The organism is Thalassotalea sp. 273M-4 (genome assembly GCF_041410465.1).
GTDB lineage: Bacteria > Pseudomonadota > Gammaproteobacteria > Enterobacterales > Alteromonadaceae > Thalassotalea_A > Thalassotalea_A aquiviva.
Genome location: NZ_CP166961.1, coordinates 1,983,962 through 1,996,737 on the forward strand (window position 1 = coordinate 1,983,962; position 12,776 = coordinate 1,996,737).

General features: G+C 40.4%; 10 protein-coding genes. 6 read left to right on the plus strand and 4 right to left on the minus strand.

From position 1 onward, the window contains the following. Positions 1-19: 19 nt before the first annotated feature. The 3 genes from ACAY00_RS08990 (at position 20) to ACAY00_RS09000 (ending at position 3,651) form a co-directional block, all read left to right on the plus strand. Positions 20-667: an HAD family hydrolase gene (locus tag ACAY00_RS08990; RefSeq protein ID WP_371372631.1), complete on the plus strand. Its 648-nt coding sequence runs from the start codon at positions 20-22 to the stop codon at positions 665-667. 143 nt (positions 668-810) lie between these two features. Continuing rightward, positions 811-2,103, plus strand: coding sequence for a Na+/H+ antiporter NhaC family protein (locus tag ACAY00_RS08995; protein ID WP_371372633.1), 1,293 nt, complete (start codon positions 811-813; stop codon positions 2,101-2,103). Positions 2,104-2,634: 531 nt separating this feature from the next. Beyond that, positions 2,635-3,651, plus strand: coding sequence for a rhomboid family intramembrane serine protease (locus tag ACAY00_RS09000; RefSeq protein WP_371372635.1), 1,017 nt, complete (start codon positions 2,635-2,637; stop codon positions 3,649-3,651). 106 nt (positions 3,652-3,757) lie between these two features. Here the strand turns inward: ACAY00_RS09000 and ACAY00_RS09005 are convergent, their stop codons facing one another. The 4 genes from ACAY00_RS09005 to ACAY00_RS09020 all read right to left on the minus strand — a co-directional run bounded on the left by ACAY00_RS09005 (position 3,758) and on the right by ACAY00_RS09020 (position 9,194). After that, positions 3,758-4,102: a hypothetical protein gene (locus ACAY00_RS09005; RefSeq protein ID WP_371372637.1), complete on the minus strand. Its 345-nt coding sequence runs from the start codon at positions 4,100-4,102 to the stop codon at positions 3,758-3,760. A 147-nt stretch (positions 4,103-4,249) separates the two neighbouring features. Continuing rightward, a complete protein-coding gene (locus ACAY00_RS09010; RefSeq protein WP_371372639.1) occupies positions 4,250-4,894 on the minus strand; it encodes a PolC-type DNA polymerase III in 645 nt (214 codons plus the stop codon). A gap of 17 nt (positions 4,895-4,911) precedes the next feature. Continuing rightward, on the minus strand, positions 4,912-8,013 hold the full coding sequence (locus ACAY00_RS09015) for an AAA family ATPase (RefSeq protein ID WP_371372641.1): 3,102 nt from the start codon (positions 8,011-8,013) through the stop codon (positions 4,912-4,914). After that, positions 8,013-9,194: an exonuclease SbcCD subunit D gene (locus tag ACAY00_RS09020; RefSeq protein WP_371372643.1), complete on the minus strand. Its 1,182-nt coding sequence runs from the start codon at positions 9,192-9,194 to the stop codon at positions 8,013-8,015. Before ACAY00_RS09020 ends, ACAY00_RS09015 begins: the two co-directional genes overlap by 1 nt. 221 nt (positions 9,195-9,415) lie before the next feature. On the opposite strand from ACAY00_RS09020, the gene ACAY00_RS09025 reads away from it, so the two are divergent. The 3 genes from ACAY00_RS09025 (at position 9,416) to ACAY00_RS09035 (ending at position 12,739) form a co-directional block, all read left to right on the plus strand. Then, the gene (locus tag ACAY00_RS09025) at positions 9,416-10,213 is read left to right on the plus strand and encodes a hypothetical protein (RefSeq protein WP_371372645.1); all 798 of its coding nucleotides are present in this window, start codon (positions 9,416-9,418) and stop codon (positions 10,211-10,213) included. 143 nt (positions 10,214-10,356) lie between these two features. Then, a complete protein-coding gene (locus ACAY00_RS09030; protein ID WP_371372647.1) occupies positions 10,357-10,812 on the plus strand; it encodes a methylglyoxal synthase in 456 nt (151 codons plus the stop codon). A 127-nt stretch (positions 10,813-10,939) separates the two neighbouring features. Continuing rightward, positions 10,940-12,739 carry an SLC13 family permease gene (locus tag ACAY00_RS09035; RefSeq protein WP_371372649.1) on the plus strand — a complete coding sequence of 600 codons (1,800 nt, stop codon included), beginning with the start codon at positions 10,940-10,942 and terminating at the stop codon, positions 12,737-12,739. Positions 12,740-12,776: the final 37 nt, after the last annotated feature.

A 12,776-nucleotide genomic window follows, 5' to 3' on the forward strand; every position in this document is an offset into this window, starting at 1 on the left:
TTCAACACATTGAGAATTGATGAAGCATTATCAACTTTATATATTTGACTGGGACGGCACCCTAATGGACTCGATTGGCAAGATCGTGCTCTCTTTGCAAAACGCGGCCGCATTAAGTCAATTATCTATCCCCACCGCCGAGCAAGTGAAAGGCATTATAGGTGCCAGCCTTAATGAAGCCGCCCATATGTTATTTCCGAAAATTAACGACTCGCAAAAGCAACAATTAATTTTTCACTACAAAGATCAATACCTAAATCAAAACAACACGCCTACCCCACTTTATGCCAATACCCGACAATTACTGACCGGGTTAAAACAGCAAAGTAAAACCCTAGCCGTTGCCACTGGCAAAGCCAGAGTGGGGTTAGAAAAAGTGATGGCTGAGTCGAACACCAAACACTTTTTCACCACCACCCGAACGTGTGACGATGCCCATTCAAAACCGCATCCGCAAATGATTGAACAAATTTTAGATGAGCTTAAAGTGCCTGCCAGTAAAGCCTTAATGATAGGTGACAGTTATTACGACCTTGAAATGGCGCGCAATGCCAAAGTGGATAGCCTAGGGCTAACCCATGGCGCAGCAAACTTTCAAACGCTGTCAAAATGCAAACCAAAGGCTATTGTTCATTCTATGGAAGAATTGTCGAAATTGGTTTTATAGCGACGCTTTTAACAGAATGGTTTGGTTATAAAAAAGTAACAAACATTCACACCTAGATTACTAGATGTTTAGACGTCTAGATTGACAAAACAACAAATTCCTATATCATGCAGCTATTGTTCAATACCTGCATGATTTTTTATATGGAAACTCAAACTGCAAAAGCGAGTGCGCTTTTACCCATATTATTTTTTATCGCTATTTTTGTTGGCGTCGGCAGTTACTTTACATCGCAAGGTGTAGATTTTGCGTTCTACCAATTACCAGCCCATATTGCCATTTTACCGGCGATTTTATTGGCGGTTTTGATGTCGTCTAAAAAAAGCAACGAAACCATTAGCACATTCATTAAGGGGGCTGGTCACAGTAATATCATCACCATGTGCTTGATTTACTTACTTGCTGGTGCTTTTAGCGTGATTGCAAAATCAACGGGTGGCGTAAATGCGGTCGTCGATTTAGGTTTAGCGATTATTCCATCTTGGTTTTTACTGCCGGGTATTTTTATCATCAGTGCGTTAATTGCCACGGCTATGGGAACCTCAATGGGCACCATTGCTGCTGTTGCTCCTGTTGCATTTGGTATTGGCGAGACAGCTCAAATTGATGGCGCGGTGATGGCTGGCGCGGTATTTAGTGGTGCTATTTTTGGTGACAATTTATCGATTATTTCAGACACCACCATTGCCGCAACCCGTACCCAAGGATGTCGCATGAAAGATAAGTTTGCGCAAAACATTAAAATTTCATTGCCCGCGGCACTTATTACGATTGTGTTATTGACGTGGTTTAATAACCCCGGTGAAATGACTAATTCAATGCCAGAAAACCCATTGTTAGCATTACCCTATTTAGTGATTTTAGTATTGGCCGTTAGCGGTGTTAACGTATTTGCGGTATTAACCGCTGGCATTTTATTAGCCGGTATTAGTGGCTTAATCACGGGCGAGCATTCCTTACTAACCTTATCGAAAAACATTGGTGAAGGTTTTGTTTCCATGCAGGAAATTTTTATTCTGTCACTACTGATTGGTGGATTAAGCGAAATAACCCGCGCTGAAGGTGGCTTAATTGCCATTCAAAAAAGCATTGGCAAACTTATTGCTAAAGCCAAAAACAGTCATGTTGCGGCTCAATTTGGTATTTCAATGACCACCGCATTAACCAATATTGGCGTGGCGAACAACACGGTTGCGATTTTAATAACCGGCGATTTAAACCGCGAAATGGCACAAAAGCATGGTATTAAGGCGGCGAAAGCCGCAAGTTTGGTTGATATTGCCGCGTGTATCGTACAGGGCCTTATTCCATGGGGTGCACAAGCTTTGTTATTAGGCTCTTTATTTGCGCTAAATCCGGTTTCAGTCGTAACGACTAGCATCTACCCTGTTGCGCTAACGTTTACCGCTGGTATAGCTATGTTGCTTAAAAAATAGCACGAAATACATAAGTAGATATATAGCTATCTAGCACCATTGAAAAGGAAAAAAAACCAAGCAAATTTGCTTGGTTTTTTTTCCAAAGTCGTCAGAACTGGATGAACTGTTGGTTGATAAATACGAATAAAGTGCAGATTGTCACCGACCCTATTCATGCTAAATACCTTTATATATGCCAAATAGGTTGGCGAAATATTTATTGTTATAACGCTTAATTTGATCTCACAAGATGCTCTAACTAATGTCTATATTGTTACGCATGGTTATCAATAAATGAGTCTTTGCAACTGCCTCTCGTTTTATAAATCTATTGTTTACGTTTCATACTTTACTTTCAGAGCTTTATGCAACAGCAACTATTGTTTCTGCCCCATTCGCGGCCGGATTTGGCCTAGTAATTGGGATAGGTTTACTGGTTGGAGCCTAGATGGAATAGAAAGAATGTTATTAGCACTCATATTTTCATTTTTGAGTGCTAATTAATAAATCCTTTATGAAGTGATTTTTAATTAATATTAGGGATAAATAATGACAAAAGAATGGTCCTTACAAAAAGGAGACAACATCCAAAGTTTTGAAAATGTTGAAGGTGTACTTAAAGCATTAAAAAATTGGTCTCCATTTACCCCCATCTTGGTTTCAAAACCTCAAAGTGATCAATTTTTACCTCCAACCTGCCATCACCAATTAGCCACAACAATAGTGAGTCGATACAAGGCTCGAGTGCAAGTTTGTATCGCCATGACCTTCACAGCTACTTTGATTACTATTTTATGTTTGCTTGTAACTGGTGATATCATTTTTTTAAAGGGTAGCATTCTATTTGCGTTAATAATCGGTGCTGTACTTTGGGACTATTGTATATCGTTTAAATCTTTACATAACTTAACTACAAGAACTCTGTTTATGTATTGGCTAATAAATTCAAAATATATGAAGCGAATCATCTTGGGCTGGCTGATTTTCATCATTGCTCTTGCTACGATTCAAGCTCTAATGATGTATTTTTTGTCTGGACGAGAAGCAATGTTTATCTTAATTGGAACGGTTCATAGCAGTGTTCTGGATGGAGAGGTTTGGCGCCTTTTTGTTGGGCCGTTTTTGCACTCATCGGTCGCGCACTTTCTAATTAATGCCACATTTTTAATGCTTATTGGTCCACTGTCTTGGCGTTTGTATTCATTCAGGGCTGTTCTTATTCTAGTGTTAGGTAGCGCAATAGGTGCGCTTTTTTCAACTCTCTTAGCGACCTTTGTTGATAACTATCCATACGACAGTTATGCGGGACTATCACCTGGTATTTTTGCATTATATGGCGCCGTTTTTATTGCTGGAACATTAAATAAGACATTATTGCCTCAGGGCATTGCGTTACATTTAGGTTTTGTGGCGTTAATTTCAATGGTATCCGCAATGGTATATTACCAACATTCAGCAGATGCAAGTCATTGGGCAGGATTTATACTAGGTGCACTATTGTCCTTGTGTTTTAACGCAAAAAAAATTGTCTTTACTGACATGAATGCGAATGACACTCCCACTTAAAGCGCACAAAAGAAGTCTTTGCAGTATATGCCTTATTCGCATTTATCTCTTTTAAATCGAGGTTTGGGTAATGAGTTAACCGCTTTGAAGTGCTTCATGGAGTAACCTAATGAATGCCTTTGTTTGTGGGGGTATTTAAAAGCTTATGGATAGAAACAAGTGATAACGCCTCATCGGGATTATAGCCTTGTCGGCAAAGTAAAAACGCATCAAAGTCGATTTTTTTGTAGATAACACTTAATGTATCACTCAATATATCAAGGGTATATTGTGAATTTTTGGTTGTCACCAGGGTACAACTCGACTTAAAGCAAATGCGTTTAACCCGACTGGTTAAACGCCAATATGGCTTGCCTTGATTGCTATACTCAAAGAATAAAAACACATAATCAGGCTGCTCTTTAACATTAAATAAATACGCTTGTCTGGTAGTATAAGAATATTGCTTCATGATGCATTACTAAAAGAAAAATACCCCAAGTATTGTAGTGGCGTAGTGCTCTTAGTCCAAGCTAGAGTACAAAAAATCAAAAAGGTGTAGTTGTTAACTACCGTCATCATGACGCTTTTATTGAGGCTTTTGCAGTTATTGCTTTGCTTACACACTATTAATCAAGTGAAAGTTTTTGAAAAAGCTTTGCACCGAACTCTTTTTAGCTTTTGCCAATTGTTCAACCAAGGTAAATGGCACAGGGTTTATGCGATACTCGCGGTGAATATCTCTTAGCATTTGTTGCCACAGCTTGGCGGTCATTTGCGAGTCGAATAAAGCTCGGTGAAACTGGCCTTCTGTGCTTAGGTTTTTATAGCGCACTAAGGTACCTAATTTATGATCAGGTGCCTGTTGGTAAAGTCGTCTTGATATTAACAAGGTACAGGCAAATCGACCTGAGTAGTGATGATTAATGCGCGCAAATTCGGCATCGAGAAACTTTTTGTCAAATGACGCATTGTGAGCCAGTAAATGACTGTCGCCAATAAAGTCGGCAAATTGTGCCATGACTTCATCGCAAGGGGCTGCATTTGCCAACATTTTATTGGTGATCCCGGTATATTGTTCAATAAATGCATTTACTCGTCTTCCTGGGTTCATTAACTGTTGAAAAGTATCTGTTACTTGCCCTTTTTCCAGCTTTACCGCACCAATTTCAATCGCTCTATCACCCGCATCGGGTGATAATCCAGTGGTTTCAAAATCGAGCACAACAAGGCTGTCGGCTCGATTATCAGATCTTATGTGCATATTCTTGTACGGCTCCCTTAATGCCCTAATGTGTTTTGGGTTTCAATGTGACTGCCACTGTGGGAATTCGTTACATTGATTCGCAGACCCATTTGTTCTTTAAGTTCAGACACATGTGAAATAATTCCGATGGTTCGCCCACCCTCTTGTAAATCGATAAGTGTTTGAATAGCCAGTTGCAAGGATTCTTGGTCTAAACTGCCAAAGCCCTCATCGATAAATAAGGTATCAAGTGCGATGCCACCGCTTCGCTGTTGCACCACATCGCTCAACGCCAAAGCTAAGGCGAGTGAGGCTAAAAATGATTCACCACCTGATAAGGTCGATACCGGTCTGGTTTTACCGGTATACGCATCGTCAATGGCTAAATCCAGACCTGCTGTAACGTTCTTTTTCTGTAAGCCTTCATCTTGGCGAACAAGCTGATATTGGCCACGGCTCATAATATGTAGGCGTTTACTGGCAATGGCCAATACCGAGTCGAGTAAGTCGCCTAGCACAAAACGCTCTAGTGACACCCGCACATTGCCTTTACCGCCCGCAGCTTTTGCTAATGTTCCTACCACTTCATATTGGCGTTTATTTTCGCTTTGCTCTTGCTGTAATTTAGTAATGCGTTTTGCAATATCTTTAAGTTTGCTTAGCTGTAATTGGCTTTGACTAAAGGCTTGTTCAGCTTGTTGATAAGCCCGCTCTGCCACTGTTAAGGCTTGCTCTATAGTGGCTAGGTCTGGCATAGCATCGTCTTGTAATAAATGTTTAAGCTGTTGCTGTAAAAGTGCAAGTTGCGAGCTGATATCTCGCCCTTGATTGTTATACTGCTCAATTTGTTGTTGCCAATTATCAAGCTGATGTTGATTTGATAACAACTGCTCGAGCACATCAACACGGTCAAATTCACTTTGCACAAAGGCCTTGTCCCACGTCAATTTTTGCTCAGTTAAACGCTGTTGCAGTTGCTCTAAGTTCCGCTTTACCTGTTCTACTTGGGCCTGGTTTGCCACCAAATCCTGGTTTGCGTCGCTATGTCGGTTTTGTGCTGATTTAAGTTTTTGTTCAAGCTCACTAAGTTGACCGCTTTTTTGTTGCATTAATTGTTCTATTTGAGCTTTGCTTTGATATGACTGACCAATCTCTTGTCGTAAGCTGCTTAACTGAGTGCCATAGGTAATGCTATCTTTTGCCAAGGTTGGCAATTGTTGGTTAATATCATCTATTTGTATTAAAAGAGGCTCTATTTGTCCCACTAAATCATCAAGTAATGCTTGTGCTTTTGGTAATTGTTGTTGCAATTTCGCAATTTCAGTCAACTGTCGATTAAGGTCATTAAGCTTGGCTTGGGCTTGCTCTGTGCTTAATGCTTTAACCTCGGCTGATAGTGATAATTCTAAAGTCTCGATTTGCTTTTGACAGCCTTTGACCGTTTCTTGCCATTGCACACATTTGGTTTCATTACCTTGATGTTGCTGTCGCATATGTTGTTGATGCGCTCTGGCGCTGTCTATATCCGCTTTACTTATTTGCTGTTGCTGTCCTTGTGGCTTGGCAGGGTTTGGATGCTCACTTGAGCCACAAACAGGACACGGCAGACCTGATTTAAGCTCTTGAGCTAAAACTAGCGCCTGACTTTGATGCCATGTCAATTCAAGTCGATTCGCCTCTTGTTCGGCTAAAAGGTAGTCTTGATACGATTGTTTATGAGCATCTTCAACTTGTTGTAATTGCTGCTGAGCCTGCTTTAATTCTTGTTGTAAGGTTTGTCGTTGGCCAAGTTGATTGACGTGCTGCTGTGCAACATTATGATCGTATCTAAGTTGCCCTTCGGTACTTAATTGCTGTTTTAAATTATTTAAAAAAACATCACCCTTTTGACTTCGTTGCACCAATTCCTGGTGTTTCTCGTTAAGCAACTGCAAATGCTGTTTTGACTGTTGCTCTTGGGATTGCGCTTTGGCGTGAGCTTGTTGCAAAGTATCGAGCTGATCAAATTTTTGCCCAATGACCTTTAGTTGCTGTTGCTCTTGTAACAGAGCATCGCGCCCTTTGGCATCGGTTTCGGCTTGGGTTAATGCGACTTTGGCTTGCTGTAAATCTTGCCGCAATTGATTTTGTTTTAGTGTTAGTGATTGCAACTGATCACGTTGTAATACAACATCGTTGTCCGCTTGTTTAAATGCTTTGTAAATTGGCTCAAGAGCCAAAGCCTTATTGGTGTTTAAAACCAGTTGTTGAATTGATTCAATTTCATCTTTACGGGCTTGATGTCTTGCTTGCTCTGCTTTAAGTTTGGTTTGTTGTTCGATTAAAGTACTAACATCCAACGCGTGTTTATGCTCAGCTTTGGCTTTATGCATGGCTAAATCGGCTTGTTTTTTTAGTGCTTCTTGCTGATTAAAAAGTTGCTCTGCATTGCCAAGGGCTGTGCTTAATGCTTCAACATTGTCAACAGCGACCTCATCAAGGGTTAATTGAATATTCTCTTCAAAGCGCTTGTACTCTCTTTCAATATTCCCGGCTTTATCTTTTAATTTTTGCTCAATGCGTTTATACACTTCGGTTTGAAATAGGGTTGATAAAATCGCTTGGCGGGCATCAGATTTTGCTAATAGTAACTCACGAAATTTACCTTGAGGTAACACCATAACTTGGCGAAATTGCTCAGCGGTTAGACCGATAATCTGTTCTATTTCTTTTTTTGCTTCATTCGAGCTTTTAGCTACAAGGGTTTGTGGTTGCTCTGTTTTATCGCCATTTTGTACTAATTTGACCAAATGCGCCGTCGGTTTTTGTTCGGTAAAACCATCACCTCTTTTGGCTTTTCGAATCTGGCTAGGTACGCGAGTAATTTGGTAAGTGTCATGGCGAATGGAAAAGGTTAAAGATACTTGTGTAAGAATTTCTTCGTTAGCATGGTCACATCGCAAGCCCACATCTTTTCGGGCATCATCGGTGGTTTCACCATACAGAGCATAACAAATAGCATGTAAAATAGACGACTTACCCGCCCCTGTTGGGCCATCGATTAAAAATAGTGGATTTTGCCCTAGGGCAGTGAAATCTATTTTTTGCTCATCAGCAAACGGGCCAAACGCTTGCAGACTTAATTGCTGTAATTTCATTATTTAGCCTCCAAGTCAGTTTGTGCTTCGGCGATGGTTTGTTTTAGTAAATCGCTTTGTTCAGAGGTTAGTTCTTGCCCCATGACTTGACTAAAAAAATCCGAAAACACTTGTTCTTCATCACGTTTATTACCTTGCGCCAGTGCTTTACTGATGCTCAATTTACTGCCAGATTGAAGATCAAAGTTAGTCCGTTCAATTTGCAACACATTAGGGTACACTTTGCGTAAACGCCCAATAGGGTCAAGGATCACTTGCGTGTCGGTAAGTTTGGCAAGTATATAATCTTGGCTCTTAAGGTCCGATTTACCTTGTGCTATTAACTCTTCTAGGGTGCCTTCTATTACCCTTAAGTCATGACGAGCATTTAAAGGCAATGACTGATGACTGACCTCGCCTTGTTGATTAATTTCAACCAAGGTAACCGACTTTTTTTGCTTATATTCGGAAAAAGAATACTTTAGTAAACTGCCACTGTAACGAATATGCGGTTCACCTTTAAACTGAGGCGAATGTAAATGACCAAGAGCAACATACGAAAAATCTGCCAGAGGTTGCCACGAAACCCTATCGGCGCCGCCAATAGACAATGGGCGCTCTGAGTCGGACTCACTCGCACCATCAATAAAACAGTGGCTTAATAAAACGGCTGGTGTATTAGGATGTTGCTGCTGTTTTGAGGCTAGAATTTTTTCAGCCATGTAGGTATGAGCATCATCATAAGTTTTAACGACCAGAGCGTTGTCATCATCGGCAAACGCTTCTCTTACTTCAACGGGGTCGTGATACGGTATACCGTAAAAAGCCACTTCGGTGTTGTCACCTTGTAATACGATGGCGTTATCTGCTTGTTTTAAATCGGCCAAAATATGCAAGCCCGATTGTTGCATGTGGCGAGCGCCAAAACGCAGTCGTTTGGCGCTGTCATGATTTCCACTGATCATAATAATGGGCAGACTAAACTCTTGTTCTATCTCATGTAAAAAATTATCTAAGGCTTCTACCGCATCGGCTGGAGGGATAGCTCGGTCAAAGACATCGCCACTGATCACCAATGCATTAACCTGATGTTCCCTAATATATTGTTTTATTTGAGAAAGAACAAAAATTTGATCGTCTAAAAGGGATATATTTTGAAATAATCGGCCAATGTGCCAATCTGAAGTATGGATAAATCGCATGCAAATACAGGAAAAATGAACTCTGCTCAACAAGGTAAGCGATTGCGTGTTAATTCACAATAGGGAATTTATAACCAAGGCTTTATTTATCCGGTTTGACTCTTTTAAATGCCAAAAAACCAGCGTTTTTCAAAGCTAAATAGCTGGCATTATTGCCTTTAAAGGCGACTAGTGCTCTAATCTATACAAAACTATAAGCAAAATAAATTTTGGGGTGCTTTATGTTCTTCACCTTATTCAAATCAGAGCCATTAATCGATGAGGCCAGCTCAAAATGGCTCGAGGATACCGTTTGCTGGATAATTAATGAATTTGGCGAACAATACTTCGCTAATAAGAGCCAATTAATTTTACCAACTAATAATTTTTACCCTGGTCAGGCAGCAAGTGTGCAAGAGATGGCCCAATTGATGTTCGACAAAACACTCGCTTATGCGGGGATGAAAAACTGGCCTATTAAGTTAGTACCTCTAGCGCAATTTAAAGCCAATACGATCCCAAAATTCGCAGTAAATGGTTCGTTATTAGGCGAAAGTAGCCAAATTGACTGCATTGATTTTCGACCTGAGTCTAAAAGCCAAATTGAATTAAGCTATCACCCACAACAAATTAATCAACCGCAAGACTTAATCACTCATTTTGCCCAACAATTTGCTGCCATTTTAGTGGCTCATGCCACCACCTTACCACCAGGTGGCGACAAAACCTTACCGCAAACCATTGAAGTATTGGCTTGTTTTATGGGCTTTGGGGTAATGTTTGCAAATACCGCGTATCAATTTAAAGGGGGATGTGGTAGTTGTTATAACAAACAAGCTAATCGTCAGGCGGCTTTACCTGAGCAAGAAGCCATTTATGCTCTGGCTTTATATAGTCAGATGAAAAATATTGCGCCTAAAGAGGTAAAACCTCATCTTAAAAAACATTTAACAAGCGACTATAAAAGAGCTTTAAGCCAAATTAAACGAAAGGTTGAACAAAACCAATTAAACGCTTTGCCAAACCTACTAATTGAATAATGGAACAATTTCTCAATTTAGACTGACATTAAACACTGGCTTGTCGACAGAAAATCCACCATCCTTAATCTAAGGTGGTCGTAAAGCCAACGTTTGAACAGATTAACCTAAGTGAAGTTTCAGATACCATAAGTGAGAAAAAAATGGATTACATAACCGTCACATCGCCTTTAACCAAGAATATTTCACTGGTTGCACACGACAACATGAAAACCGCTTTATTAAAGTGGTGTGTTAAGCACAAAGAAAAGTTAAGCAAACATAATTTATATGGAACGGGTACCACTGGCACCTTACTTAAAAATAAAGCGGGTTTAGACATTACCTCTTTGATCAGTGGCCCGCTAGGTGGCGATCAACAAATTGGTGCGCTTATCACTGAGCAAAAAATAGATATGATGATTTTTTTCTGGGACCCTCTCGAAGCCCAACCGCATGATCCCGATGTGAAAGCCTTACTGCGCTTAGCCGCTGTTTGGAACATTCCTGTCGCATGTAACCAAGCAACGGCGGATTTTCTGATTCATTCAAGTTTATTTGAATCTGAGTACGAAAAATCTGTACCCGATTATCAAAACTACATTAACTCTCGTACTTAATGTCTTCAGTTTACCTTTATGCTCAGCCTAAGTGCTGAGCAAGCCTTGTTATTTCTGCCTATACTTTGGTAATACAGAAGTGCCACCTTATCGACCACACTAATCGAAAATCATTGACGACAGGTGTATGACCCCAGAGATCATAACGTTATTAATCATCTTATCTATATTGGCGGTGTTGATTTTAAGCGCCAAAATAGAACTCGATATTGTGGCCATCATACTGCTGATCACCATTGTTATCATTCAACACGTTAGTGGGTTAGATTTATTACCCCAAGGTCAAATTTTTTCCGGTTTTTCCAGTCCTTTGGTTATTGCCATTATTGGCATTACCATTGTTAGTGGTGCGATGGAAAAAACTGGATATTTAAACCCTTTAATTCAAGTTATTTGTCAACGCAGTAAAAACGACGAATCGCGGATCATCATCTATGTATGCTTACTGTCGGGTTTGACTTCGGCCTTTATTCAAAACATTGCTGCTGTTGCATTAATGATCCCCATCGTCAATCAAATTTGTAAGCAAACAGACACACCAATCAGTTATGTGATGATGCCAATGGCATTTTGCGCTGTTTTAGGTGGGTCTCTCACCATGATCGGCGCCAGTCCGACTATTTTTTTACAAAACTATTACCAAATAAATTATCAAAATAACCCGCTCACCATCACCTCAATCACCCCCATTGGTTTAGTTTTGCTTATAGTAGGGATTGCTTTTTTCGTAAAATTTGGTCGCAAACTGTTACCCACACGCACCTATATTGCCAACAATTACCGCAACATGAGTTATTTTCAAAAGGCCTATGGTTTAAAAGCTCAGTTTTTTTTCACCATTAAAAATGTTGATGCCCTAGAGCACGCGACCATAGGTTGTCTTGAAGATACCTTTGGCTTGAGTGTTGTTGGGCATATGTCAAAAGATCCTATTACCAGTCCCCCTCGGCATATTAGCTTAAAAAATGGCGATATTATTGCGGCTATTTCAACGTCGAATAAAACCGATGACATTTTAATAAATGACTTTGCTATTTTAACCAATAACCACTATCGCCTAAAAATGGCGCTAGACCCAGAACGCATGGGCATTGCAGAAATACTGGTTAGGCCAACTTCCAGTATGAACGGGCAAACAGTGAGAGATTTACGGTTTCGAGCCACCTTTGGTTTAAATGCGCTAGCGATAATCAAAGCGGGTGGCAATATGATAGAAGACGTTAGAAATTCAAAACTTCAGCCCGGTGACACGCTGGTTTGTCATGGTAAATGGGCCGACTTTAAAGCCATTCAACAAGGCGGTGACTTTGCCGTGCTTGACCAAATCCCCGATAATAATACCGTTGAATACGGTCGTAAGCGTTTGCGAAGCGTTTGCATAGTTGCCTTATTTTGCTTGTTTTTTACCAAAATTCCATTGGCCATTACTTTACTTGGAACCGCGTTTGCGATTATGGCTTTGGGTTTGGTTTCAAGCCGAGAAGCTTATAATATGGTGAGTTGGAAAAACGTTTTTTTTCTCGCGGGTATGATCCCCTTCGGCCATGCGTTAGAGCACTCAGGTGCCGTTGCCTTTTTGGCGAGTTACTTACAATCATCCCTTTTGGGCTCTGATATTTTGGTCACCCAAATTGTGCTAGCCATAGTCTCGGTTATCGCAGGTTCGATGTTATCCAATGTTGGTGCGGCCATTGTTTTAATCCCCATTGCAGTCAGTATGTCAGCAGGAAATGACTCTTTAGCGTTGATGTACAGTCTGATAGTGGCCGTATCGGTGTCTAACTCATTCTACATTTCAAGCCATCAAGTTAATATGCTTATCGCCTACCCTGGTAAATACGCTACTTCTGACTTTTTAAAAGTCGGTAGTTTGTTTACCTTTTTGTCTATTTTCTTAACCTTAGTCGCGGTTAATTTATTCTATTAGCTCGATCTTAGCGCAAGTTACAAATTGCAAAATCCGG

Coding starts and splice junctions, on each gene's coding strand:
- ACAY00_RS08990 (WP_371372631.1), top strand. CDS start 20: ATGAAGCATTATCAACTTTATATATTTGACTGGGACGGCACCCTAATG.
- ACAY00_RS08995 (WP_371372633.1), top strand. CDS start 811: ATGGAAACTCAAACTGCAAAAGCGAGTGCGCTTTTACCCATATTATTT.
- ACAY00_RS09000 (WP_371372635.1), top strand. CDS start 2,635: ATGACAAAAGAATGGTCCTTACAAAAAGGAGACAACATCCAAAGTTTT.
- ACAY00_RS09005 (WP_371372637.1), bottom strand. CDS start 4,102: ATGAAGCAATATTCTTATACTACCAGACAAGCGTATTTATTTAATGTT.
- ACAY00_RS09010 (WP_371372639.1), bottom strand. CDS start 4,894: ATGCACATAAGATCTGATAATCGAGCCGACAGCCTTGTTGTGCTCGAT.
- ACAY00_RS09015 (WP_371372641.1), bottom strand. CDS start 8,013: ATGAAATTACAGCAATTAAGTCTGCAAGCGTTTGGCCCGTTTGCTGAT.
- ACAY00_RS09020 (WP_371372643.1), bottom strand. CDS start 9,194: ATGCGATTTATCCATACTTCAGATTGGCACATTGGCCGATTATTTCAA.
- ACAY00_RS09025 (WP_371372645.1), top strand. CDS start 9,416: ATGTTCTTCACCTTATTCAAATCAGAGCCATTAATCGATGAGGCCAGC.
- ACAY00_RS09030 (WP_371372647.1), top strand. CDS start 10,357: ATGGATTACATAACCGTCACATCGCCTTTAACCAAGAATATTTCACTG.
- ACAY00_RS09035 (WP_371372649.1), top strand. CDS start 10,940: ATGACCCCAGAGATCATAACGTTATTAATCATCTTATCTATATTGGCG.